This is a genomic window from Paraburkholderia sp. BR10937 (genome assembly GCF_040965695.1).
Taxonomy (GTDB): Bacteria; Pseudomonadota; Gammaproteobacteria; order Burkholderiales; family Burkholderiaceae; genus Paraburkholderia.
On record NZ_JBFRCL010000012.1, the window covers coordinates 106,691 to 131,791 of the forward strand.

Here is a 25,101-nt window from a genome sequence, read left to right on the forward strand (position 1 = left end):
TTCCTGACGGACCGTACAGTGATCGGTCTTCTTACTTATAGAAGATGTAATTTGCGATATAGGGCGAACTACCCGACTCGTGCTCGACGGTACAGGGCGCAGCCGGCTTTACGCCGCCAACCGTCCTGACCCGTTGCACGTAGCGCACCGGGGCGAGCATGCCCTGCGATCCGGTGGAGTGCGCTTCGAGCAGCAGTTGCGGCACACTGCCTGGCGTATCACTGGGCGCTTGCGCGACGACTTTTCCCTCGATGCGGCTGCCGTCGCGCGCTTGCCACGACGGACCGGCCGAATGCTCGATCACCTCGGCGCCGTGTGCGTCGTAGAGCGTGGCGCGCGGCTGCCGGAAGACCCAGCCGAGCGCGTGATCCGCACCGTACTCGCAGGCGTAGATCTGCACGCCCGCTGCGGTCGTGCTCAGAAACGGCTGTGCTCCCGGCATGTCGACCGATTCGGCTTGTGCGGACGGTCCGCTCATCATCGAAATCAGCCCAGCCCCAATTGCAATGTGCTTCCCGCGTGAGAGGCGATGCATGGAGACGCTCCTTTGGCTCCGCAGGTCGATCCAGTTCGATCCGCTCTTCCACAACAGCCCGGCGCGGAAAACTATTCCATTTGTTTTTGCAGCCGGGTGCCAGGCACGGGCGGGAATATCTGGAAACGTCCGGCTGTTATGGCTGCATCCGCAATTGAAAGGAGCAGGCCATGAAAGCCCGCATGACGATTTCCAGTCTCGCTGTGCCCGTGGAGCGGATCAAACCCATCGGCGGGCGCTCCTCCAGGGGCACCGCAGGTCATCAATTCGACCTGACGTTTCGCGCCGAGGTCAAGGCACCCATGCTCGGCAAACTCATCGCCGCTGACATCGAATGTCCTCAACTGGAATGGAACGAGTGCATCGAATGGTTCAGGTTCGACACCGCGACGCAGAAATGGGACTTCGAAGGCAGGATCGTACGGAACATGTATGCGCACAATCGCGAGTCGAATACCTTCAGAAACTGGCATAGGTCGCGTTATACGATCGCGACCGATGTGACCAACCATCCGCCCGCCGCACTCATGGCCATGAAGCGCGAGGAGGATGCCAGGAAGTGGATTGCGCGCCATGGCTTCAGCTGGAATCTCCACATCCGGGACATTCCCCAGATGGGCGTGCTCGGCGGCACGGGTGGCGGCGGTGGCCTGAGCCTCGTCACCGGGGATACGCGTCGCCGTGTCATCTATTTCGATCTGGGCTTCGAGGGCCAGCGGGAGCGCGCGCGGCTAGTGCAGATCCTGGAGACACAGCAGGGGCGGCTCACGATTCATCACCTGATCCGCGGCGACATCGAGAAGAAGACCGTGGATGAACTCTCGAATCTCGAGCGCTGGCGCTTTCAGTTGCGCACGAGTCACGGCTAACGCCCGTGCGGGCTCCGCAACCTGCAATCAATAACTGGCCGGCTTCGGGATCATTCCGTGCGGGTGCGCGTGGCCGTGCCCTCTGTCCGGCGTCGTGACGGCCAGCCATATTCTGCCGCCTGCCAGGCGAGCAGCCCGGGCAGATAGAACATCAGATCGCGCACGCGCCTTGCGCCTGCGAGCGCGAGGCAAGTGGGCGCATCGAACCCCAGCAGTCCGCCGATTATGACGAAACCGCCCTCCTGCACGCCAAGGCCGGCCGGCACCAGAAACGCGATGCTGCTCAGCATCTGGATCAGGGCTTCGATCACGAACGCCTGCACGAAGGTCGCGTCCGTGCCGAGCACCCGCAACGCGATCCAGATTTCGAGCGCATAGCCGAGGCATTGCAGCGTCTGCCAGACGAGCACGTAGCGCACGACTACGCCGGTCTGGCGCCAGATCAGCTTGAGGGATAGATCGACGCGCGCGGACTTGCCCACGAGATCGACGATCTTGCCGCTCGTGACGCGGTTGAGCGTGCGTGCCGCGCGCTCGAACGGCCGCGCATGCTGCACGAGCGCAAAGAGCACGAGCAGCGGGATGAAACCCGCGAGGCCCCATGCGAGCCGCCCTACGAACCGCGCGGTATCGGAAGAGGAATGTTCGAGCAGATAGCCGGCTGCGAGCAACGCAAACAGCACCTGGCTGATCAGCGTGAGCTGCATGTCGGCGATGAGGCTCGCCACCGCCGTGGCCGGCCGTACGCCCGCACGGCCAAGCAGACGGAACGACACGAGTTCCCCGCCCACGCGTGCAACGGGCAGCAAGCCGTTGATCGACTCGCGGATCCACACGAGTTTGAGCATCGTCGTGAACGACGGACGCTGCGCCGCGCGAATCAGGCTGCCCCAGTCCCATGCATTCGCGCACATCGGCAGGATATGCACGATGGCCGCCAGCACGAGGCCCATGCCCGCGCCGCGCAACAGTTGCAGCACTGCCGCGGGATGTTCGCGCCATACGAGCCATACGGCGATCGCAAGACCGACCAGGGCGGCGATACGTCCCATGTGCTTCATCTGCGGGTATGCTCCCGTCTCATTGTGCCCCCCAATCTACTATGACGCTCAGGTCTCGTGGACTGGCGAAAGCATGCCATTCCTGTCGACGCGAAAGCGCGTGCCGCGCCAAACGACGCCAGACGAACAAAAGCTCGCGACATAGATCGCGAACTGGACCATTTCCCAAAGGGGTAAGCATAGCAGTCCGCTGGACTTGTCGCCGGTCGCGCGATCGGTCCGCCAGATCAGCCACGCGCGCGCGCACAACGCCACGGCGGCCAGTATCCACGCGGGCGCTGCACCACCGGACAAGGCCACGGCAAGCATGGCGAGCGCGAACGGATGCATCAGCACGGCGCCCAGATGTCCCGAGCGGTCCGCCGCGCGAACGGTGCGACTCCAGCGCAGTTCGTGCGCAAAGAGCTTGGCGAACGTATTCTCTACGCACGCGTGCCGCACGAGAATGGGCGGAATGGAAACTTCCGCGCCGGCGCGGCGCACGGCTTCCCCAATCGCATGATCTTCGGCGAGATGATGCGCGAACTGCGCCAGACCGCCAATGCGGTCGAGCATTTCACGCGTCATGGCGATGGACTGGCCAAAACACGGCCGCGCGCGCCCGATGGCGAGCCCCGTGACGACGCCGGGCAGGAAATGATAGTTCGTCAAGGCCGACGCCACGCGCGGCCAGAATCCTGGCGCGCACAGGCCCCGGTAAACCGCGCTCACGAGGCCGACACCCGGTTGCTGCAGCGCCCCGACCACCTGGCGCAGATAGTTCCTGTCGACGAGCACGTCGCTATCGGCAAAGCACAGCACGTTGTGCTCGGCCTTTTCGAGCATGTTCACGAGATTCGCGATCTTGCGGTTGGGACCGTATAGGCGCGCATCGGCGACGACCGTGATGTGTGCATCGGGATAACGCGCGCGTAGCCGCTCGATGGCGTTGAGCGCCTCATCACGCGCATCGTGAACGCCGAACAGATACTGGACTTGTCCAGGATAGTCCTGCTCGAAAAAGCTGGCGAGGTGCTCCTCGAGGTGCCATTCGTCGCCGTGCAGCGGCTTGGCGAGCGTGATGGCCGGAAAGTCCTGCGGCGTCGCCACCTCGCGTGCGAAGAAACGGCCGACCAGCGCGCTCGCCGTACAGGTATAGATAATGCCGACCACGGCGCAAAGACCGCTCAGGACCGCGAGCGAACCGAAGAGCAGATGCGAGAAGCCAGGCAATTCAGCACGCATGACTTCGATTGCCGCAGAAGCGACCGCAAGCACCGTCACGGCCATCGCAACGATGGCGCCCGTTCGCCCCGTCGCATGCGCGCGGTCCATCATGCCTCGTGTGCGCGCAGGAAGCGGAAGAACTCCACGCCTTCGCGCAGACGCCGCTTCATCATGTCCCAGCTCGTGAGCATCTCGCGCACGATCTCCCAGATCTTCGACGGGCGGAAATAGAACTGGCGATAGAACTGCTCCAGGTGGTGATAGATCTCGTCGCGCGACAGGTGGGCATAGCCGATCGCCGCGAGCTGCACGCCCTCCTTGCTCACCAGGTTGATGGTCTTGTTCTCTTCCATCCAGCCGTTTTCCACGGCCTGTTTGTACAGCGTCGTGCCCGGATACGGCGCGGCCAGCGACACCTGAATCGTATGCGGATTGATTTCCTTCGCGTACTCGATCGTCTTCCTGATCGTGTCCTGCGTCTCGCCCGGCAGCCCCAGAATGAAGGTGCCGTGCACCTTGATGCCGAGCGTCTTGCAGTCGGCGCTGAAGCGGCGCGCGAAGTCCGTGCGCACGCCCTTCTTGATGTTCACGAGAATCTGGTCATCGCCCGATTCGAAGCCCACGAGCAGGAGACGCAGGCCGTTTTCCTTCATGATCTTGAGCGTCTTGTACGGCACGTTCGCCTTCGCGTTGCACGACCACGTCCAGCCGAGCTTGCCGAGGCCAATGGCGATCTCTTCAGCGCGGGGCAGGTTGTCGGTGAAGGTGTCGTCGTCGAACATGAGCTCCTTGACTTCCGGCATGTTCTCGCGGATCCACTTCGCTTCCGCAAGCACGTTCTCGACCGAACGCGTGCGGTAGACGTGGCCGCTCACCGTCTGCGGCCACAGGCAGAACGTGCAGCGCGACTTGCAGCCCCGGCCCGTGTAGATCGACACGTACGGGTAGTTCAGGTAGCCGATGAAGTAATTCTCGATCTTCAGGTCACGCTTGTAGATCGGCGCGACGAACGGCAGCGAGTCCATGTCTTCCAGCACCGGACGGCCCGGGTTGTGCTCGATCGAGCCGTCCTTCGCGCGCCACGAAATGCCCTTGACCTCGGCCAGCGGCATGCCTTCGGCGATTTCCTTGCAGGTGAAATCGAACTCCTCGCGGCAAACGAAATCGATCGCCTCGCTCGCCGTGAGCGAATTGTGCGGATCGACCTGCACCTTCGCGCCCACCAGCCCGATGACGATCGACGGCTTGCGCTTCTTGAGGTCTTCGCAGAAGAGCGCGTCGGTCGGGAACGACGGCGTGCTCGTGTGGATGATGACGAGGTCGTACGCGGCTGCAATCTTCAGCGTCTCTTCGACACCCAGGCCGTCGGCCGGCGCGTCGAGCACGCGGCTGTCGGGCACGAGGGCCGCGGGCTGCGCGAGCCAGGTGGGATACCAGAACGAGCGGATCTCGCGCTTTGCCTGGTAGCGCGAGCCCGCGCCACCGTCGAAGCCGTCATACGACGGGGCCTGCAGAAACAGCGTTTTCATATTCCTCGTTTGTCCGCGCAGTATGGTGAAACCCGGTTAGCGATCGCGTGCGCCTCTCGGCTTGCACGGCCGGCGTCCCGCGCCGTGCAATTCCCTCGAAATGCATTACACAAAACATTCGATCGGCATTCCGGCTCGCATGTTTGTTATCGAATTGAAGGCATGGGCGCCACGGGTGAACCCTAGGATATTAAGCCGAAAATCTGATGCTGACCTTAAGCGCTTTCCCTTCTTCCGATGTATTGAAACATGTTAAACCTCCAGTGTGACGCATTGATATGACAGTTTTCATCGCACCGCGCCAATTGATGTCCGTTGTGATGGCAATCAGTTACACGCCACGCATAACCCGCCCTCTGGCATCTGGAAATCGCGTCAATCGAACCAGGCCACGCAAGTCGTGTGCCATTCCGTAGTTGCGCCTCGCGTATTCCTCGGAAGAATTGACCGGCAAGGTTTCATCTGCTTTGCATCGCCTCCGCCATATCGGACAAGTTTTCGCTGATCACCGACATCGCGTAAAAACGCCTCACAATCGGGTTACGATGCAGCAAACGGCGCGACTGCGAGTCCCCGCCGCGATTGTGCGAGCGGTTTGGCGCAGCCAACGCTGCCCGGCAGGTCAGGACGACTGTCCGGGATTTCATGCAGGCCAGGCACCCGTGGTGCGCTGCCTGCTCAACCAAGCGCCACCGTGAGCCGTCACTGTCCATGCGTATACTGTTCGTCATCGGCAACCTGGGCGACTATCACGTCCCTCGCTACGAGGCTCTCGTCAGCGCGGCCTCCAGTCGCGGCCACCAGGTGGCGCTGCTCGAAGTCTTCGCGCGCTCGGGCGTCTACGGCTTCCCGCAGGAACGCCGCGCGGCATTCTTCGCGAACCGCCCGCGTATGGCGGAAACGCTGGTCGAGAACGGCGCCGACAGCGACGGGCTCGGCGCGCTCGACACCGCACGCCTGATTGCGAAGGTCCGCAACTTCGAGCCCGACGTGGTCATCACGCTCGGCTACAACACCGGCTATTCGGCCGTGCTCTGTTTCCTCAGACATCTCACGCGGCGCTTCAAGCTCATCTACATGTCGGACTCGAAGGCCGACGACGGACTGCGCCAGCGCGCCAAGGAGCGCCTCAAGCGTTTCATCGTGAGCCGCTTCGACGGCGCGCTCGTCGCGGGCGAGAAGCATCGCCGTTACGCGCAATCGCTTGGCATCCCGAAGGAACGATCCCGCATCGGTTTCGACGTGATCGATGTCGACTATTTTTCGGATCTCGCGCAGGCCGCGAGCGTCAACCCGGAGGCCGTGCGATCCCGCTTTGGCCTGCCGCAGCGCTATGTGCTGTGCGTGAGCCGCTTCGTCGCGCGCAAGAACGTCGACGTGCTGATCGACGCCTACCGAAAATCCGGGGTGTACAACGAAAATATAGGCCTCGTGCTGGTGGGTCAGGGTCCGCTCGAAGCGCAATTGCGCGCGCGCATCGATTCGCTCGGCCTCACGCCGCATGTGACGATACTCAACTCGCTCGCCAATCAGGAAATGCCGAATCTCTATGCGCTCGCGGAATTCGTCGTACTCGCGAGCGAATTCGACCAATGGGGCCTGTGCGTGAACGAAGCGTTCGCGGCCGGGTGTCCTGCCATCGTCACGCGCACCTGCGGCGTGGCTGGCGAAGTGGTGATCGACGGCGTGAACGGTTTCGTGGTCGAACCGCGCGACGTCTCGACGCTCGCGCAGCGTATCGGCGAACTGGGCGGCGAGCCTGAACTGCGCGAACGCTTCGCCGCCGGCGCGCAAAGCACGATCCGGCGCTGGACCCCCTTGCTCTTCGCCTCGAGCGCGCTGGAACTTGCCGAGGTCACGACCCGCCGCGCAAGCGATCCCGCGCGGCACGAACTCGTGTAGCAGCGCGCCACATAGTTCGCTACACGACGTCCCGCCGCTCAGAGATTGGGGGCGAACACGCGCCCGGGCGCGATTTTCCGTTTAAGCGTACGCATCAGCAGATAAACCGTGCCGTGGCGCTCGACGCCCAGCCGCTGCGTGAGCGTCGCGCCGAATCCATTGAGGAAGCTGAATGTCGACGGGCTCGAAAAGCCGTCGAAGTCGAAGGTGAGCTTGCGCTCCAGCGCGCGGCCAATGCCGGTCCACAGCAGCAGGCTGATCGAGCCGCTGTGTGCGTCCTGCGCGCGCGACGACAGCAGGTAATACATGGCCTGATGGTCCCAGACGAGGCCGACCGCCGCCACGAGCTTCCCGCCTTGCCCGAAGGCGCCGAGCAGCACCCCCGCCTTGCGCTCGACGAACGCGTTGACGAGGTCGCGCATGACCACATCCCCGTATGCGTTGGTACGCGAACGCGCTGCCAGATTCGCTTCGTAGAACGCGATGAACTCGGCGGGCGCGATGTCCGGCACGACGGTCAATTCACGGGAGGCGCTGCGGATCACGTTGCGCGTCTTGCTGTTCAGACGCTTCCATGCTTCGTCGGCCGTCGTGTTCCGGTCGATGCGGAACGTATAGCGCGCCGTCACGGTAAAGCCGTGCAGCGCGAACGCCAGGGCGTCGTCGATGCGCGGGTCGAGCACCTGAAAAAAGCTGTCACAGTCGGGCAACTGCTCGATCAGCTTGCCGGTGACGTCGAGTTCATGATGCAGTTGGCGGGCCTCGCTGCCCGTCACGGACTTGATGACCGGCCCGAGCGTGCGCGTGAGCGGCGGCAGGTGCGAGACACGCCACAGTCGCGTGCGCTGCATCGCGTACGGCATCTCGCCGATGACCTCGTCGTCCTGCTTCACCACCGCAAGCTTCCAGTCGCCTTGCGTGGCGATGTCGAGCCACCAGCGTTCATGAAAGATCGAAGGCGCCGCGCGTACCGGCACCGGCGTAGAAGTCGCAGCCGGTGCCTCGAGAACGGGCAACGTCCGGTCGTTTATGGTCGTCATCGATCACCGGTATATTCTGACTGCAAGCGCTGCGGGATCACACATGCGCTCCACCTCCCCCAGCACCCACGCTCCTCAATGACTTCTCGTCGACGTGGCAACGGCATGTACTCAATATGACAGTTCACGCGCCGGGTGGTTTTGTCCCTCCCGGGTCTTGCAAGACTATACGCAAGACGGCGCTTCGGGCGCTTCTGTTTTCGTTTCCGCGGTCACCTGCTCGCGCTGAGATGGATTGCAAAGCTCCATGGCGGCGAACTGCCATTTCGTACACCGCCTTCAGTCTACGAATAGCCACCTGCCCGTTTACGCCAAAACCAAGACGCGTGCGGATAGGTTATCCCCTGATCAATTTTCGTCCGATCATACTGCTCGATTTCGCAATGCAGCAATGCAGCAATGCACGCGCCTGCTGAACGTCTGCACACCGATCAGCCAATGAGAACGATTCGCGATCAGGTGATTTAGTTAGGAATGCATTCGACTGGATCGATCCTCGCCCGTCGTCGCTCAAGCCAATGGTTGCGTCGTCATCGCTCGCGTGAGCCCATGCATGGGACGGCGCACCGCCACATCGAACGGGTTCGTTTGCGGCCCGATGATTTCGGCCTGCCGCTTGAGCAATTCGACGATCGTCGGCAACCGGTCGTCCGTGAGGCGAGCAGCCAGCGTGCCCACGCTCAATGCGCCAACGGCGCAGCCGGTCTGGTCGAGAATCGGCACGGCCACGCCCGCCATGCCCTCGAGCACCCCGGTGTTGCGCCCCGCGTAGCCGAGCTTGCGCACGCGCTCGATCTCCGTGCGCAAGTACACCTCGTCCAGCACGCCGTAGCTGCGCAAGCGCGGCACGTTGAAACGAATGATTTCTTCGCGCTCGGCCTCGGGCTGGAACGCGAGAATGGCAAGACTGCCCTGGCCCACGCCCAGCGCTACGCGCCCGCCGATATCGCCCGTGAACGAGCGGATCGGAAACGGACCTTCGCACATGTCGAGGCAAACCGCGTCGAAGCTGCTCTTCACGAGCAGGAAGATAGTGTCACCAAGGCTTGCGCACAGGCGCAGCAACGCGGGCCGGCATAACGTGCGCATGCCGCTGGGATTGCCTGCCTGCGCTGCAAGCGCAAAAAAATCCACGCTCAGCCGATAGCGCCTCGTGCCTTCGTCCTGCTCGACCACGCCTTCGGCAATCAGCCCCTGCAGCAGCCGATGCACGGTGGCCTGGGTCAGGCCCACGGCCTTCGCGAGCGCGGTCACGCGGCTGCCTTCCGTCTGGCTCGCCCCCAGTGCGCGGATCACCGCGAAGGCGCGCTGCAACACGCCCGCGCCGCGCGCGTCGTCGGCCGGCGTTCCACTTTTCTCTTCCATTGACGTCATATCGACCTCGATTTATTCCATACAGCGGAATATCCGCCGAAAGCTCGTACGTATTGACGCGCTGCCCGAAAGGTGGGACCGCCAAACGGCGCTGTGCTTGCAGCCAGCTCATTCAGGGATTTCCCGAGGTTCACCGGGTGAAACGATCAACAGACCAACTCACATCCGCATTCCATCAAACGGAATATAAGCCAGATTCTTATCACTCTCTGGAATTTTAAATTGACGACCAAAAATTTGGCTAGCTACAGTCGGTTCAACGCCCCCGCACCGCGATCTGCTCAGCGGGTGCCGGCGCAACCCAAGCCCTGAAAGGCCATACCATGTCGTTCCTCACCCTGACCGATGTATCGAAATCGTTCGGCGACCTGCAAGCGGTCGCCGGCGTCAATTTGTCGGTGGAAAAAGGCGAGTTCGTCTCACTGCTCGGCCCCTCGGGCTGCGGAAAAACCACGACGCTGCAGATGATCGCCGGCTTCGTGGAAACCACGCGCGGGCGCATCACGCTCGACGGGCGCGACATCACGCACATGCCGCCGAACAAGCGCGGCCTCGGCATCGTGTTTCAGAGCTATGCGCTCTTTCCGCACATGAGCGTGGAGCAGAACGTGAGCTTCGGCCTCGAAATGCGCGGCGTGGACAAGACCGAGCGCCGGGATCGCATTCGCGACGCGCTCGCGCTCGTGCGCCTCGACGCCTACGCGCAGCGCTTTCCGCGCGAGCTTTCGGGCGGCCAGCGCCAGCGCGTGGCGATTGCGCGCGCCATTGTGATCGCGCCGCCCGTGCTGCTGCTCGACGAGCCGATGTCCAACCTCGACGCCAAGCTGCGCGAAGACATGCAGTTCGAGCTGCGCGCCATCCAGCGCAAGATCGGCACGACCACGCTGATGGTCACGCACGATCAGTCCGAAGCGCTCTCGATCAGCGACCGCGTGGTCGTGATGGAAAGCGGCCGCATCACCCAGGTCGACACGCCTTATCGCGCGTATGAGCGGCCTGAGAACGACTTCGTCTCGCAGTTCATCGGCAAGGCCAACATGCTCGCTGGCCGCATCGTCGCGCGCGAGGGCGACACGATCCGCGTGGATCTCGGCCACGATCTCGCCGAAACGGGCTCGACGGCGCAACTGCCCGAGCGCGGCCGCGCGGTGGGGGTGGGCGACGCGATCACGCTGTGCATCCGCCCCGAAAAGCTCAAGCTGTGCGCGAGCGGTTCGGGCCGGCTCGCCGGGCGCGTGACGAGCCGCTTCTTCCTCGGCAGCCAGTGGCTCTACCGGCTCGACAGCCGCGCGGGCGAAATGCTCGTGTGCTGCCAGAACGAGGGCAACGAGCCGCTTGCAGAAGGCGACCAGGTGGGCATCGACTGGCATAGCGACGCGATCCGCTTCATCCATCAGGAGGCCGCCCGTGTCTAGCACGCTCCGCGCTTCGCAGCCTGCCCCGCACGCCACGGTGCGCGCCGGCTGGCAGGCTTACGTGCCGCTCTGGCTCATGAGCGCGCCCGCGCTGCTGCTGTTCGCCGCGCTCGTGCTCGTGCCGCTCGCCATGACCTTCGCGCTCACGTTCTACCGCTTCGATCCGATGAGCGGCCCCATCGCCGCATTCGATCTGCATAACTACGTAGAAGTGCTCGGCTCGTCGTACTTTCACACGATCTTCCTGCGCACCTTCGGCATTGCCGCACTCACCACGGTGCTATGCGTCGTGATCGGCACGCCCGAGGCGTACATCCTCTCGCGCATGCGCGACCCGTGGCGCTCGCTCTTTCTGCTCGTGATCCTCGCGCCGCTGCTGGTTTCCGTGGTGGTGCGCGCGTTCGGCTGGAGCATGCTGCTCAACATGAACGGTCTCGTGAACCAGTTCTTCGGCCTGTTCGGCGCGGGGCCTTTCAAGCTCGAATACACGACCTTCGCGATCGTCATCGCGCTCGTGCACGTGATGCTGCCGTTCATGGTGATTCCGGTGTGGACCGCGCTGCAAAGGCTCGATCCGCAAACCGAAAACGCGGCGCTGTCGCTGATGGCGTCGCCGTTCACGACCCTGCGCCGCATCGTGCTGCCGCAGCTCATGCCCGGCATTCTCTCTGGCAGCCTCATGGTGTTCGGCCTGTCGGCGAGCGCCTTTGCGATTCCGGGCCTGCTGGGCGGCCGGCGCCTGAAGGTGGCGGCCACCGCCGTGTACGACCAGTTCCTCAGCTCAATGAACTGGCCGCTCGGCGCGACCATCGCCGTGCTGCTGCTCGTCGCCAATCTCGTGGTGATGCTCACCTACTACCGCGTGCTCGAACGGCGCTACGCGCGCAGCATGGGCTAAGGCCCCAGGACACAACATCATGCGCAAAAACGGACCGCTCGCCCTCACGTTCCATAGCTTCGTCATCCTGTTCGTGCTGGCGCCGCTCGTCATCGTCATTCTCGTGGCCTTCACGCCCGACGAAACCTTGACGCTTCCCACGCACGGCCCCTCGCTGCGCTGGTTCCGCGCGATCCTCGACTACCCCGACTTCATCACCGCGTTCTTCAACAGCCTCAAGCTCGCGTTCGCCTCGGCCACGCTCTCGCTCGTGATCGCGTTGCCCGCGGGTCTCGCGATCGGCCGCGCGCGCTTTCCGGGCCGCAGCTTTCTCAACGCGCTGCTGCTTTCGCCGCTCGTGATTCCGGGGCTCGTGCTGGGCATCGCGCTGCTGCGCTTCTTCGCGCTGATCGGCGCGACCGGCTCGTTCGCGTGGCTGATCCTCGCGCACATGATCATCATCACGCCGTTCGTCATGCGGCTCGTGCTCGCCTCCGTGAGCGGCCTCGACCGCAGCATCGAGCATGCGGCCGCGTCGCTCGGCGCGAACGCCTGGACCACCTTTCGCCGCGTCACGCTGCCGATGATCGTGCCCGGCATCACGGGCGGCTGGCTGCTCGCCTTCATCAACAGCTTCGATGAACTGACGATGTCGATCTTCGTGACCTCGCCGCAAACCGTCACGCTGCCCGTGCGCATGTACATGTATGCGACCGAGTCGATCGACCCGATGATGGCTTCCGTTTCCGCGCTCGTCATTTTCATCACGGCCGGCGCGATGTTCCTGCTCGACCGCGTGTACGGGCTCAACCGCATTCTGATCGGGCAGCACTGAACGCCGCCCGCCTCTTTCGATTCCTGCTGCCGCGCCACCGACCTTCCATGAGCACCGTCACGCCGCTTTCTCTTGCCCAGTTCGTCCGCGTTGCCGAGACCGCGCGCGCGAGCGTTTCCTTCGTGTTGGACGGCGTCGAAGTCAAGGCGCTCGCGGGGGATACGCTGCTCACCGCGATCCTCACGCATCAGCGGCACGTGCGCCGCAGCGAGTTCAGCACTGAACCGCGCGCGGGCTTCTGCCTGATCGGCGCCTGCCAGGACTGCTGGGTGCGCAGCGAAGACGGCACGCGCCTGCGCGCCTGCTCCACGCCGCTGCGCGAGGGCATGCGCGTGCTGACGCGCACCGTTTCGGATACCGAATCTTGTGACGGAGGTGCGCGATGAGCACGTCCACGCCTGCTCGCATTGTGATTGTCGGCGCGGGACCGGCCGGCATTCGCGCCGCGCAAACGCTGGTGGCCGCGGGACTGCGCCCCACCGTGATCGACGAAAACGCGCGCTGGGGCGGCCAGATCTATCGTCAGCCCGCAGCCGGTGCGGGCTTCTCGCGCACGAAAACCGCGCTCTACGGCTTCGAGGCGAAGAAGGCCGATGCGGTCCATCGCGCCATGGCCGAACTGCTCGCGAAGATCGACTACCGGCCCGACACGCTGGCCTGGTCGTGCGAGCCGGGCCGGCTCGACACCTTGCGAGAGGGTCGCGAAGCGAGCGTGCCGTGGTCGCATTTGATCATCGCGAGCGGCGCCACCGACCGCATCGTGCCGCTGCCTGGCTGGACGCTGCCAGGCGCCTATACACTCGGCGGCGCGCAGGTCGCACTGAAGGCGCAGGGCTGCGCAATCGGCCAGCGCACCGTGTTCGCCGGCACCGGGCCGCTGCTCTACCTCGTCGCTCATCAGTATGCGAAAGCCGGCGCGCAAGTGGTCGCCGTGCTCGACACGAGCCCGTTCGCGCGCCAGGCCGCCGCCGCGCCGAAGCTGCTCAATCAGCCGGGCACCTTCGCCAAGGGCGTCTATTACGTTGCGTGGCTCAAGGCGCATGGCGTGCGCGTGGAGCATGGCGTCTCGCTCGAAGCCATCGAAGGCGACGCGGCCGTGCAATACGTCCGCTGGCGTGCGGCCGACGGCAAGGAGCACGCCATCGCCTGCGACGCGGTCGGCCTCGGCTACGGCTTGCGGCCCGAAACCCAACTCGCCGATCTCGCGGGCTGCCGCTTCGCCTTCGACGCCCTCAACCGCTGCTGGCTGCCCGAACGCGATGCGGCGGGCCGCAGCTCCGTGCCGGGCGTCTATCTGGCCGGCGACGGCGCGGGTATCGCAGGCGCCGATGCCGCCGAACTCGCAGGCCGCCGCGCCGCGCTCGCGGTGCTCGAAGACATCGGCGTCGAAGCGCCAAAGCACGATGCCGATTTGCCCGATGCGGCAACGATCGAGAAGCGCCTCGAACGCATTACGCGCTTTCGCGTGGGCATCGAGCAGGCGTTCGCCCCGCCGCCCAACTGCGCCGCCAATTGGCCCGACGATCTGATCGTCTGCCGTTGCGAGGAAGTCGACGCGGGCACGCTGCGTAGCGGCATTCGCAACGGTTTCGCCAGCGAAGTCAACCGCCTGAAGGCGCTCACGCGCATCGGCATGGGGCGCTGCCAGGGACGCATGTGCGGCGAATCCGCCATGGCGCTGCTGAGCGCGGAGACCGGCAAGCCGCTGCACGAGGTGGGCCGCTTGCGCAGCCAGGCGCCCATCAAGCCGATTCCCATTTCACCGATGCTGTTCGACGACGGCGTGCAGGTCATCGAAGAGGAAGCCCACGATGAGTGACGCGCGCCATTACCAGGTTGTGATAGCGGGCGGCGGGCTCGTCGGCGCATCGGCGGCGCTTGCGCTCGCGCGCAAGGGCGTGAGCGTCGGCTTGTTCGAGCGGCGCTTTTGCGGCGCGCAGGCGAGCGGCGTGAACTACGGCGGCGTGCGCACCCACGGCCGCAGCGCCGAGCAACTGCCGCTTGCGGTACGCGCCCGGCGCGTGTGGAGCCGCTTGCCCGAGCTGATCGGCAGCGACGGCGAATTCGTCGTCTCGGGGCACTTGCGTCTCGCGCGCCGCAAAAGCGATCTCGACGCACTCCACGCGTGGTCCGCCAGGGCGCGCGATTTCGGCGTGGAGTCGCTCGTCATGAGCGGCGAAGCGTTTCGCCGCCGCTACCCGTGGCTCGGCAAGGCCGCCATTGGCGGGGCGCTCTGCGCGAGCGACGGCCAGGCGAATCCGCGTCTCGTCTCGCCCGGCTTCGCGGCGGCGGCGCGGCGCGCGGGCGCGCACGTGCAGGAGCAGACCGCGCTCGGCGACCTGAGCTTCGACGGCCGGCGTTTCCAGATGCGTGCGGGCAACGAGCGTATCAGCGCCGACTGGCTCATCAACTCGTCGGGCGCCTGGGCCAATACGGTGGCGGGCGCGTTCGGCGAAACCGTGCCGATGAAGCCGATCTACCCGAACATGTGGGTGACCGAGCCGCTGCCGCGCTTTATCCAGCACAACCTGGGCGTGTACGGCGGTGGCGTCTACGCGCGCCAGGTCGAGCGCGGCAACTGCGTGATCGGCGGCGGACGCGGCCGCGGCGACGGCGAATACGCGCAGCCTTCCACCGCCACCACCCGCGCCGTCATGCGCGACGCCTGCGCGCTGCTGCCCGGCCTGCGCGACGCGCTGCTGATCCGCACGTGGAGCGGCGTGGAAGGCGAAACGCCGGACAGCAACCCGATCATCGGTTTCAGCGACACCACGCCGCGTCTCCTGCATGCTTTCGGCTTTTCCGGCGGCGGCTTCCTGCTGGCGCCCGGCGTGGGCGAAGTCCTTGCCGAACTCGTCACAGAAGGCGCGACGAGCACGCCCATCGAAGCGTTCGCTATCGGCCGCTTCGCGCAGTCTTCCGTTCATGCCGCTCTCCCAATCAAATAAGGAGTCCCCACGATGAAACTCACACGCACCCTGGCTTCGCTAGCCGCACTCGTCGCCTTGGGCATCTCGCAAGGCGCCTGGTCGCAAACGAAGACGATCTACATCGGCATGAACGGCGGCCCGATGGAGAAGGCCTACACGAGCCAGGTCCTGCCCGACTTCGAGAAGGCCAACAACGTGAAAGTGGTGGTCGTGCCGGGCACCTCCTCCGACGTGCTCGCGAAGCTCCTCGCCAACCGCAACAGCCCGCAAATGCAGGTCGCCTTTCTCGACGACGGCGTGATGGCGCGCGCCGTGAGCATGGGCGTGTGCGAGAAGCTCGACGATTCTCCGGTGCTCAAGGAACTGTATCCGTTCGCGCGCATGAAAGGCGACGTGGGCGCGGGCGTGCAACTCGGCATGACCGGCATCGGCTACAACACGAAGGTGTTTGCGGATAAAGGCTGGGCGCCGCCCACTTCGTGGCTGGATTTCGCCAATCCGAAGTACAAGGGCAAGGTGGTGTTCCAGTCGGCTTCGAGCAGCACCTTCGGGCTGCACGGCTTTCTCGCCATCAACCGCCTGATGGGCGGCAGCGAGAGCAACGTCGAACCGGGCTTCACGAAGTGGGCGAGCACGGTGGGGCCGAACGTCGTCGAATACATTCCGAATTCGGCCAAGCTCTCGGAGATGATCCAGACCGGCGAAGCCGGCATCTTCCCGCTCACGCCCACCGCGGTGGGCGACCTGAAGGACAAGGGCCTGCCCGTGGCCTACGCCAACCCCAAGGAAGGCGCCGTGCTGCTGCTCGTGGACCTGTGCGTGGTGAAGAACAATCCCGACCCGCAACTCGCGCAAAAGCTCGCGCAGTTCCTGCTTTCGGCGCCTGCGCAAAGCAAGGCGGCCGCCGCCGGCAAGCAGATTCCGACCAACCAGAACGCCACCATGCCAGCCGACATGCAAAAGAGCCTCGGCAATCTCGACCAGCTCGTGAAGAAGGTGACGGTGGTGGACTGGGACGTGATCAACGAGCACCGCGCGCAGTGGGACTCGCGCTGGAACCGGCAGATCGAGCAGTGATCGTTTGATTTTCGGGCAATAGCGAGGACGGCGGGCGCGGCGCGTCCTGTATCATCCACGGGTTGTCGAACCGCCCGCTCGCCCATGCGCTCCGCCCTCGATTCTTCGTTTCGCCTTTCCGCTTTTGCCCGGGCGCCGCGCGCCCGCTTCCTCGCCCTGGCGCTAGCCGCTGCGTGCGTGCTGCCGGGATGCGCAACCGGCCCGGCCTCGCAGAGTCAGGCCGTGCAGGCACTCCCGCCCGATACGGTCACACTCTTCCCGATCGAGCACTACGACCAGAACGTCGATCACTGGATCGATCCGGCCAGCGCCGACTACGACAAACCCTTCCTTTCGCCCGACGTCCAGCGCGCGCAATTCGATGCGCTCGTCGCGCGCTATTTCGGTGCAGGTCCGAACGATCCCTCGCCGTGGACTCGCGCGTTTGTCGAGCAGCGCGTGTATCGCGACGGCGGCAGCGACATTGCCGCGCTGCAGACGCGCCGCCTCGCGTACTTCGACAACACCGGCAAGGAGGCGCGCCGCATTGGCTACGGCATGAATTTCCGCCCGCACACGAAGGCGTGGATCGACGCCAGAGAGCGCAACGCCAACGTCAACCAGTTCGAACAGGCCAGCGGCTTCGACGCCACGCGTCGCGCCATCGCCACGACGGCGCTGTACGTGCGCGAACTGCCCACCATCGACCCGTCGTTCTATTCACATCGCATAGCAGGCGAAGGCTATCCCTTCGACAACCTGCAGGTGAGCGCCGTGCGGCCGGGCACGCCGCTCTATGTGCTCGGCACGAGCGCCGACGGCGCCTGGCGCTACGTGCAGACGCCGGACGTGCAGGGCTGGGTGCGCAGCGACGGCGTGGCGAGCGTCGATGATAGCTTCGTTTCGACGTGGCGCGCGGCGGCGCACCAGTCGCTCGGCGTCGTGGTCGTAGCGTCCGCCGCGCTGCGCGACGACGCGGGCGTGTTCCGCTTCGATGCGCCCGCCGGCACGCTGCTGCCGCTGCGGCCCGCTTCCGGCACGAAGCCGGGCGAAGTGCTCGTGCCCGCCCGCGACGTAGACGGCCGCGCCGCGATCCGCACGGCGGCGCTCGATGCCAACGCCATCGCGCCCGCGCCGCTCGCGGCCACGCCGCGCCATCTCGCGCAGTTGATGAAGGCGCTGATCGGGCGCCCCTACGGCTGGGGCAACTCGAACTTCGACAACGACTGCTCGGCCGAATTGCAGAGCATTTTCGCGGCGTTCGGCGTGTGGCTGCCCCGCCATTCGTCCACGCAAATGAACGCGGGGGCGATGACCGATCTTTCGGCGTCCACGCCCGCGCAACGCCTCGGCTGGCTCGTGCAACACGGCGCGCCCATGCGCACGCTCATCTATATAGGCGGTCACGTGATGCTCTACCTGGGCAACACGGAGCGCGACGGCAAGACGGTGCCGCTCGTCTATCAGGACGTGTGGGGCCTGCGCCCCGCCGACAACAGCCGCCGCGCCGTGATTGGCGGCTCGGTCGTCTTCCCGTTGCTGCTCACCTACCCCGAAGACCCCAACCTCGAATCGCTTGCAGGCACGCCGGTTTTCCAGGTCAGCATCCTGGGTGCGCCCGCGGGCAGCGCGCCGCCGCAGGACGAGGAGAATCCGGCGGGGTGAGTCAGACGCCCGCGTGTCGATTCATGCGCCGGGTGCAACGAATTGATGCGCAAATGTGATCGTTTCTCCCAGGGTGACAGATTCCGCACGGTCGTACAAAAATAGCCTCCATCGAACGTAGCATTCCGTCAACGTTGCACACCTCTTGTCAGGGGAGAAGCGATCGGTGAACGCGCATTCAATCCGGCCCATGCCTAGCCGCAGGCCCACGATGACCACGCGCTCGTCAACGCTGCTCCTGCGCACGCGAGAGGACCCCGGCCGCCGCGCCAGACCGCAGGACTCCGCTCAGTCCCGCGCGTAGTACTCCGAGCAGCGCTCCCAGCATTCCGATTCGTGTGGTTCCGCGAGGAACCCCGGTCCCCCTTTTGCCTGAAGCTTTATCCGCGGCTTTGCCTGGAGCATGGCCTGAAGCGTGTGCACCACCCTGTCACATCAATCTCAATCCATAAATAACACTAAGGATGACGAAATGTTAAAACGCGACAATCTCGGCATGAAATGGCTGGTCCGCTGCCTCGCGGCGGCCGGTTTGATGGGCACAGCGGGTGTCGCAAGCGCACAGAGCAGCGTCACCCTGTATGGCATCGTCGACGCGTCGATCCTCTACACGAGCCATACGATGAACACGCAGACGGGCCAGAACGCCGGTCACCAGTTCTCCTTCACGGACAGCGGCATGTCCGGCTCGAACTTCGGCATGCGCGGCGCCGAGGACCTGGGCGGCGGGATGCGCGCGGTATTCGCGCTCGAAAGCGGCATCAGCATGGCGAACGGCAAGTTCGGCAATTCCAACGGCAACTTCTTCGGGCGTCAGGCGTGGGTCGGCATGGAAAGCCCATACGGCACGGTCAAGGCTGGTCTGCAGTACTCACCGTTCTTCCTCTCGCTCTACCAGACGGACCCGCGCGGCATGTCGTACTTCGGCAGCGGTCTCGTGAGCTACGTGAACAACGTCTACGTGACCGGCCTCTTCAACAGCAACGCGATTACGTATACATCGCCGGAAATCGCCGGCATCCAGGCGATGGGCATGTTCGCCATGGGCGGCGCAGCGGGCAACTTCCAGGCGGGGCGCCAGTATTCGGCGAGCCTGCGCTACCACATCGCAGGCTTCACGATCACGGGCGCGCTCTATAGCGGCAACGCCGGAGGCAGCGCGGCCACCACGCCGGTGCCGAGCACCGTCGAGTTCGTGGGCCGCACGATCGGTGCGAGCTATCGCTTCCCGAACTCGCTCACGGTCTCCGCTTCGTATGCGCTGTACAAGGTTGCGCAGTCGTTCGACAACAGCGTCTACTCCGGCGGACTCAGCTATATGATCACGCCCTACCTCGACGTCGACGCGGGTGTCTGGTACACGCGCGACGGCAACGACGGCACCAACCACTCGCTGCTGGCGTCGAGCGGCCTGCAGTTCTTCCTCTCCAAGCGCACGACGCTCTATGGCCAGGTCGGCTACGTGAACAACCATGGGCGCATGGACACCGGCCTGTCGATCAACAACGCGCTCTTTGAAGTCTCCGGCTCGACGGTCGGCGCGAGCATCGGCATCCGCCATCTGTTCTGATACGCGCGAGTGTTCCGCGGCGCGCGCGTAACGCGACGCGGAACACGCACTCGGGCGAGCTGCGGCTCAGCGGGTTTCGCGCCATGCGCACACGTCGCCTCGCGCCAGCTCGCGCGCGCCCAGCACGAACTGCGCCCCGTCGGGGGCCGGCGCCTGCACACGTTGCTCGCCAAAGTTGAAGGCGAAGCACAGTCCGCCGCGTCGGCTCACGCGCAAGCCCTCCGGCAAACGCTGCGTTGCGAGGCCCGCGCCGCGCGCGGCTTCGTCGAGCATGGCGAGATGCAGCTCGCGCGCAAACCACGCAGCAGCGTAACGCACGCGGCCATGCGAGAGCAACGCAGGCCAGCCGTCTTCGAATTGCGCCTGAATGCGCGTGGCGCCGTTGGCGCGCACGTGGTCGCGCCAATGCAATGCCTCGCCCCTCACACCTGAGATCGTGACCGCAGGCGCGAGCGAGGGCCGCAGCGATTCCGCCTCGAGCACCTGCAAGGGCAGCACGCGCTGCAACACGCCGGGCGGCAGGTCGCCGGGAATGGCGAAGTGCGCGTTCTTCGAGCCGCTGCGCGGCCCGAACACCCAGAGCCCTTCGCTGCGCTCGATCTGATCGACGAAGGCATCGTCGATCGCGGCCAGCGACGGCACCACCACGAGCCGGTACGCCGAAAGGTCGGCGTGCCGCGAAACGATCTCGACATCGAGGCCCAGTTCGCGCAGCGCACTGTAGTATTCGAACGCGAGCGTCTGATAGTCGAAGCTCGCGCCATGGCGCTGGATCTCGAACATCCACTGCGTTTCGTAATCGAATACCAGCGCCACCTGGGCACGCCCCACCGGCGCGAGCATACGCAACACGTCGCTCGCCGCGATCTCGCGCGCGGCCTGCTCTACTTCGCGCCCGCCGGGAGAGAGTTCGTTGTTCGGCAGATTGATGCCCGAATGCATCTGCTCCTGCGCATACGGGCATTGCCGCCAGCGGAAGTACGAAACGAGTTCCGCGCCGTGCGCGAACGCTTCGTAGGCCCACAGGCGCACCATGCCCGGCGCGGGCACCGGGTTCCACGGCGCCCAGTTCACGGGACCCGCCTGCTGCTCCATCACCCAGAAGCGTCCGCCGCCGATCGTGCGGTAGCGGTCGTGGTCGAACGACGAGACGTCAGGGTGCGCGGTGCGTGCGTAGCGAGCCTTCTGCGCTTCCGGCAAGCCGATCACCTCGGTGCGCGCGATCGGATAGCTGTCCCACGTCGCCACGTCGATGGCCTTGTCCGCTGCGAACCGGTAGTGGTCGAAGGTCGTGAAAAAGCCCATGAAGTTGTGCAGAACGTCCGCGTTCGGCGCATGGCGGCGCAGCACGTCCGCCTGTTCGCGGTGAAAACTCGCGACTTCGTCCGACATGTAGCGGCGAAAGTCCAGATGATGTGCCGGATTGGCGTCGGTCGGCGTGCGCACGGGCAGCCCCACCGCTTCGAACGACGGGTATTCCATGCTCCAGAACACGTTGCCCCATGCCTCGTTGAGCGCCTCGATCGTGTCGTAGCGCTTCGCGAGCCACGTCTGGAAGCGGCGCTGCGCGGCGCTCGACCAGCTCGGCACGGTGTCGTGGCAGCCCAGTTCGTTGTCGGTCTGCCATGCGACCACGGCCGGATGCGCGCCATAGCGCTGCGCCATCGCCTCCGTGATGCGCACGCAGTGCGCGCGATACGCCTCGCTCGCAATGTCGTAGTGGCGGCGCGAGCCGTAGTTCCAGGGCGTGCCGTCGGCGCGCACGGGAAGCATGTCGGGCGTCGCGTCGACGAGCCACTTCGGCGGCGAGGCCGTGGGCGTGCCGAGCACGATCTTCAGGCCGCGCGCTGCGAGCGTTTCGATCGCGTCGTCGAGCCATGCCCATTCATACACGCCCGCGCGCGGCTCCATGCGACTCCAGGCGAATTCGCCAATGCGCACGTGCGTAATGCCGAGTTCGGCCATGCGGCGTGCGTCGTCGGCCCACATCGAATGCGGCCATTGTTCGGGGTAGTAGCAGACACCGATTTGCATGAATGACAATCCGCCTCGGAATAACGTCGGTAATACGAATGAGATGAAAAAGGGCCTTCGGCTGCGGCCGGGCTCGATCAACCCTTGCTCGCGCCGAAGGTAAGCCCCGCGACAAAGTGCTTCTGCATGGCGAAGAACATCAGCACCGAAGGCAGCGCCGCAAGCACCGAGCCCGCCGCCACGAGGTTCCACGCCGTGGTCCACTGCCCCTTGAGCGCCGCCACGCCCACCGTGATCGGCGCGGCGTCGTCGCCCTGGGTGAGACACAGCGCCCAGAAGTAGTCGTTCCAGACGAACGTGAAGACGAGAATGCCGAGTGCGGCGAGCGCCGGCCGCACGAGCGGCATGACGATGCGCCAGTAAATGGCCCATTCGCTCGCGCCTTCCACGCGCGCGGCCTCGATCAGCTCGAACGGCAACTGCTTGATGAAATTGCGCAGGAACAGCGTGCAGAATCCGGTCTGGAACGACACGTGAAAGATGATGAGCGCCCACACGGTGTTGTAGAGCCCCACGCGCAGCGCCATGTCGCGCACCGGGATCATAAGAATCTGGATCGGCACGAAGTTCCCGGCGACGAAGGCGAACAGCACCGCCGTGTTGCCGCGAAACCGATACGTGGAGAGCGCGAAGCCCGCCATCGAAGCCAGCGCGATAGCGCCGATCACCGAAGGCACGGTGATCAGCACGCTGTTCGCGAAGTAATGGAGCATGGGCGTTTGCGTGAGCGCCGCGCCGTAGTTTTGCAGCAGCGCGAAGTGCTTCGGCCAGCCCCAGTAGTCGCCCTGCTGCAATTCCTCGGTAGAGCGGATCGAGGTGACGAGCACGGCGAGCATGGGCAGCAGCCAGATGACGAGCGCAATGGGCAACGAGATCTTGTAGAGCGCGCGATTCGCGGGTTTCCAGCGATCGACGGGAAGCGGATACATGGGCAGCGACTCCGACGGGAAATTCAGCGTTCTTCGCGCAGCATGCGGCGCAAATGGAACACGATATAAACGAGCATGATGGCGAACAGCACGACGGCAATCGCCGCCGAATAGCCTTCGCGGTAATACTTGATCGCCTGGTCGTACATGAAGTACGCGAGCACGGTGGAGCTATCGAACGGGCCGCCGCCGCTCATCACGGCGATCAGGTCGAAGCTGCGCAGCGCGCCGATCACCGTGAGCACGATAGCCATGAACGTGGCCGGGCGCAGCTGCGGGAGCACCACGTGCCAGAAGAGCCGCCAGCCCTTCGCGCCTTCCATGCGCGCGGCTTCCACGATCTCGGGGTTGATGCCCGTGAGGCCCGTGAGATACAGGATCATGCAGAACGGCGTTTGCGGCCAGAGCGCGGCGAAGATGATGCCGAACGTCACGAGCTTCGGGTCGCCCAGCACGGGTATGCCGTGCCCGACGATCATCTTCAGTAGACCGAAGTTCGGATCGTAGAACCACGAGAACACGAGACCGACCACCACGCCTGAAAGCACGAACGGCGCGAAAAACAGCGACTTCACCGCGCGTATGCCGCGCACGTGCTGGTTCAGATAAAGCGCGAACACGAGGCCGAGCGGCGGCGCGAGCAGGAAGAACACGAGCCACAGCAGATTGTTCTTGAGCGCGGTATAGAACGTGTCGGTCTGGAACAGTTCGACGTAATTGGCGAGGCCGACGAATGTCTTCGCGGTCATGCCGTCCCAGTTATAGAAGCTGAGCGTGATGCTGCTGATGATCGGGTAGACCACGCACAGCGTGAAGAGCGCGCAGCCCGGCAGCAGGAAAGACAGCGCGGCACGATTCTGCTGCCGCCGCACAGTAGAGACGCGACGTGGCCGCGCCGCCCCGATGGGGCGCGCCAAGGTATCGGACATGGTGGAGTCTCGCCGGTGATCGAAGAAGATGCGGCCGGCGGCGCAATGCGCCGGCCGCACCGCGGCTTTACTTGTGGTAGATGCGCTGGCGCGTCGTTTCGAGGCGCGCGAGCAGCGTATCGAGCTGCGACGGGTCGCTATAGAACTGCTGCATGGCCTTCATGCCTTCGTCGGCCATTTCCTTCTGCATGTCGCGGTCGTAGAACTGCGCGATGCCGCCGCGCGTGCTCGCGAGCGTCTGGAAGCCCACCTTGGAGATGGGATCGTCAGGCTCGGCCGCCTTGTTGTTCGAAGGCAGTTGGCCCCAGCCGTGCGCGAGTTCGGCGTTGATCGCGGGAGTTTCCATGAAGGCGAGCAATCTGCGCGCATCGGCCTTGTTCTTGGCCTTCGCCGGAATGAGCAGCACGTTCACGGGACCGTCTTCGGCCGTCGGCACATTGGCGTCGATGACCGGGAAGCGGAAGAAGCCCACGTTCTGCTTCATGTTCTCGGGGAAGCTCGCCGAGAAGAACGTGCCCATCAGCATCATCGCCGCCTTGCCGTTGACGAGCACCGGCGCGATCGAATCCACGTCGTAGGACAGCGCGTTCTCCATGAAGCAATGGTTGTCCATCAGCGTCTTCCACGTCGTGTACACCTTCTTCACGCGCGGATCGGTATAGGGAATCTGACCGGCCATCAACTTCTGGTGGAACTCGTTGCCGTTGATGCGCAGGTCCAGATAGTCGAACCAGGCAGCGAGCGTCCAGCTGTCGCGCGCGGCCACGGCGATGGGCTGCACGCCAATGGCGTTGAGCTTCTTGCAGCTTTCGAGCAACTCGTCGAAGGTCTTCGGCTCGGACTTGATGCCGGCCTTGGCGAACAGGTCCTTGCGATAGAAGAAGCCATAGGCGTCATAGCCGAGCGGCGCGGCGTACTGCTTGCCGTTCCAGGTGGACGCACTCTTCACGGACGCATACTGCTCGTTCCAGCCGTTCTTCGCCCAGTCCGGCGAAAGGTCTTCCAGCAGGCCGCGCTCGGCGTAATAGGCCATGCGCTCGCCATCGTGCCACGACACCACATCGGGCGGATCGGTCGCGAGCCAGCCGCCCATCTGCACCTTGTAGGCCTCCTCGGTGATATAGGAAACCTTGAGGTCGACGTCGGGATTGGCTTTCTTGAACTGGTCGAAGGCGTCTTGCCATGTCGAGCGCTGGTTGGCGCGCGCCGAGACGTTGACGGTGAGCGTCCCGGCGTCGGCGGCCATGCTCGTGAACGCCGTCGCCGCCACGATCGCAACGGCGGCCGAGGCGCGGGCCAGCGAACCGAACGTTTTCAAGCGGTTGGAAAACATCTGTTGTCTCCT

Annotated in this window: 21 protein-coding genes; 11 read left to right on the forward strand and 10 right to left on the reverse strand. The window is 64.7% G+C overall.

The genetic code is table 11. From position 1 onward, the window contains the following. Positions 1–31 precede the first annotated feature (31 nt). Positions 32–535 (reverse strand): DUF3455 domain-containing protein, encoded by a 504-nt coding sequence (locus tag AB4Y44_RS12625; protein WP_342923407.1) that lies wholly within the window; start codon positions 533–535, stop codon positions 32–34. A 209-nt stretch (positions 536–744) separates the two neighbouring features. On the opposite strand from AB4Y44_RS12625, the gene AB4Y44_RS12630 reads away from it, so the two are divergent. Next, on the forward strand, positions 745–1,404 hold the full coding sequence (locus tag AB4Y44_RS12630; RefSeq protein ID WP_342923408.1) for a hypothetical protein: 660 nt from the start codon (positions 745–747) through the stop codon (positions 1,402–1,404). A gap of 50 nt (positions 1,405–1,454) precedes the next feature. Here AB4Y44_RS12630 and AB4Y44_RS12635 read toward each other — a convergent pair whose 3' ends face one another. The 3 genes from AB4Y44_RS12635 to hpnJ form a co-directional block, all read right to left on the reverse strand. Continuing rightward, positions 1,455–2,465: a lysylphosphatidylglycerol synthase domain-containing protein gene (locus AB4Y44_RS12635; RefSeq protein ID WP_368699728.1), complete on the reverse strand. Its 1,011-nt coding sequence runs from the start codon at positions 2,463–2,465 to the stop codon at positions 1,455–1,457. 48 nt (positions 2,466–2,513) lie between these two features. Then, complete coding sequence (gene hpnI / locus AB4Y44_RS12640) at positions 2,514–3,689, reverse strand: bacteriohopanetetrol glucosamine biosynthesis glycosyltransferase HpnI (RefSeq protein WP_368699765.1); 1,176 nt, start codon at positions 3,687–3,689, stop codon at positions 2,514–2,516. Positions 3,690–3,778: 89 nt separating this feature from the next. After that, on the reverse strand, positions 3,779–5,200 hold the full coding sequence (gene hpnJ, locus AB4Y44_RS12645) for a hopanoid biosynthesis associated radical SAM protein HpnJ (RefSeq protein ID WP_368699729.1): 1,422 nt from the start codon (positions 5,198–5,200) through the stop codon (positions 3,779–3,781). A gap of 711 nt (positions 5,201–5,911) precedes the next feature. Between hpnJ and AB4Y44_RS12650 the strand changes: the two genes are divergently transcribed. Then, positions 5,912–7,102 (forward strand): glycosyltransferase family 4 protein, encoded by a 1,191-nt coding sequence (locus AB4Y44_RS12650; RefSeq protein ID WP_342922811.1) that lies wholly within the window; start codon positions 5,912–5,914, stop codon positions 7,100–7,102. Positions 7,103–7,140: 38 nt separating this feature from the next. On the opposite strand, the gene AB4Y44_RS12655 is transcribed toward AB4Y44_RS12650, so the two are convergent. Together AB4Y44_RS12655 and AB4Y44_RS12660 are read right to left on the reverse strand one after the other, a co-directional pair. Continuing rightward, positions 7,141–8,142, reverse strand: a complete 1,002-nt coding sequence (locus AB4Y44_RS12655) for a GNAT family N-acetyltransferase (RefSeq protein ID WP_368699730.1) — start codon at positions 8,140–8,142, stop codon at positions 7,141–7,143. 510 nt (positions 8,143–8,652) lie between these two features. After that, positions 8,653–9,516 carry an IclR family transcriptional regulator gene (locus AB4Y44_RS12660; RefSeq protein ID WP_342922813.1) on the reverse strand — a complete coding sequence of 288 codons (864 nt, stop codon included), beginning with the start codon at positions 9,514–9,516 and terminating at the stop codon, positions 8,653–8,655. Positions 9,517–9,839: 323 nt separating this feature from the next. Between AB4Y44_RS12660 and AB4Y44_RS12665 the strand changes: the two genes are divergently transcribed. From AB4Y44_RS12665 to AB4Y44_RS12705, 9 genes are all read left to right on the forward strand, one after another. Beyond that, a complete protein-coding gene (locus tag AB4Y44_RS12665) occupies positions 9,840–10,931 on the forward strand; it encodes an ABC transporter ATP-binding protein (RefSeq protein ID WP_368699731.1) in 1,092 nt (363 codons plus the stop codon). Beyond that, positions 10,924–11,829, forward strand: coding sequence for an ABC transporter permease (locus tag AB4Y44_RS12670; protein ID WP_342922815.1), 906 nt, complete (start codon positions 10,924–10,926; stop codon positions 11,827–11,829). The genes AB4Y44_RS12665 and AB4Y44_RS12670 overlap by 8 nt, the downstream gene beginning before the upstream one ends. Before the next feature lie 19 nt (positions 11,830–11,848). After that, positions 11,849–12,643 carry an ABC transporter permease gene (locus AB4Y44_RS12675; RefSeq protein ID WP_368699732.1) on the forward strand — a complete coding sequence of 265 codons (795 nt, stop codon included), beginning with the start codon at positions 11,849–11,851 and terminating at the stop codon, positions 12,641–12,643. Positions 12,644–12,690: 47 nt separating this feature from the next. Further along, positions 12,691–13,029, forward strand: coding sequence for a (2Fe-2S)-binding protein (locus tag AB4Y44_RS12680; protein ID WP_368699733.1), 339 nt, complete (start codon positions 12,691–12,693; stop codon positions 13,027–13,029). Next, the gene (locus AB4Y44_RS12685; protein WP_368699734.1) at positions 13,026–14,462 is read left to right on the forward strand and encodes an FAD-dependent oxidoreductase; all 1,437 of its coding nucleotides are present in this window, start codon (positions 13,026–13,028) and stop codon (positions 14,460–14,462) included. The genes AB4Y44_RS12680 and AB4Y44_RS12685 overlap by 4 nt, the downstream gene beginning before the upstream one ends. Beyond that, the gene (locus AB4Y44_RS12690; RefSeq protein WP_368699735.1) at positions 14,455–15,591 is read left to right on the forward strand and encodes an NAD(P)/FAD-dependent oxidoreductase; all 1,137 of its coding nucleotides are present in this window, start codon (positions 14,455–14,457) and stop codon (positions 15,589–15,591) included. The genes AB4Y44_RS12685 and AB4Y44_RS12690 overlap by 8 nt, the downstream gene beginning before the upstream one ends. Before the next feature lie 12 nt (positions 15,592–15,603). Next, complete coding sequence (locus tag AB4Y44_RS12695) at positions 15,604–16,650, forward strand: ABC transporter substrate-binding protein (RefSeq protein ID WP_368699736.1); 1,047 nt, start codon at positions 15,604–15,606, stop codon at positions 16,648–16,650. Positions 16,651–16,734: 84 nt separating this feature from the next. Further along, positions 16,735–18,294, forward strand: coding sequence for an SH3 domain-containing protein (locus AB4Y44_RS12700; RefSeq protein WP_368699737.1), 1,560 nt, complete (start codon positions 16,735–16,737; stop codon positions 18,292–18,294). Between the two features lie 496 nt (positions 18,295–18,790). After that, positions 18,791–19,864, forward strand: a complete 1,074-nt coding sequence (locus tag AB4Y44_RS12705) for a porin (protein WP_368699766.1) — start codon at positions 18,791–18,793, stop codon at positions 19,862–19,864. 66 nt (positions 19,865–19,930) lie between these two features. Here AB4Y44_RS12705 and AB4Y44_RS12710 read toward each other — a convergent pair whose 3' ends face one another. The 4 genes from AB4Y44_RS12710 to AB4Y44_RS12725 all read right to left on the reverse strand — a co-directional run bounded on the left by AB4Y44_RS12710 (position 19,931) and on the right by AB4Y44_RS12725 (position 25,089). After that, on the reverse strand, positions 19,931–21,898 hold the full coding sequence (locus AB4Y44_RS12710; RefSeq protein ID WP_368699738.1) for a beta-galactosidase: 1,968 nt from the start codon (positions 21,896–21,898) through the stop codon (positions 19,931–19,933). A 77-nt stretch (positions 21,899–21,975) separates the two neighbouring features. Continuing rightward, the gene (locus AB4Y44_RS12715; protein ID WP_368699739.1) at positions 21,976–22,827 is read right to left on the reverse strand and encodes a carbohydrate ABC transporter permease; all 852 of its coding nucleotides are present in this window, start codon (positions 22,825–22,827) and stop codon (positions 21,976–21,978) included. 23 nt (positions 22,828–22,850) lie between these two features. After that, positions 22,851–23,756, reverse strand: a complete 906-nt coding sequence (locus AB4Y44_RS12720; protein ID WP_368699740.1) for a carbohydrate ABC transporter permease — start codon at positions 23,754–23,756, stop codon at positions 22,851–22,853. Positions 23,757–23,823: 67 nt separating this feature from the next. After that, complete coding sequence (locus tag AB4Y44_RS12725; protein ID WP_342922825.1) at positions 23,824–25,089, reverse strand: extracellular solute-binding protein; 1,266 nt, start codon at positions 25,087–25,089, stop codon at positions 23,824–23,826. Between the last annotated feature and the right edge of the window lie 12 nt (positions 25,090–25,101).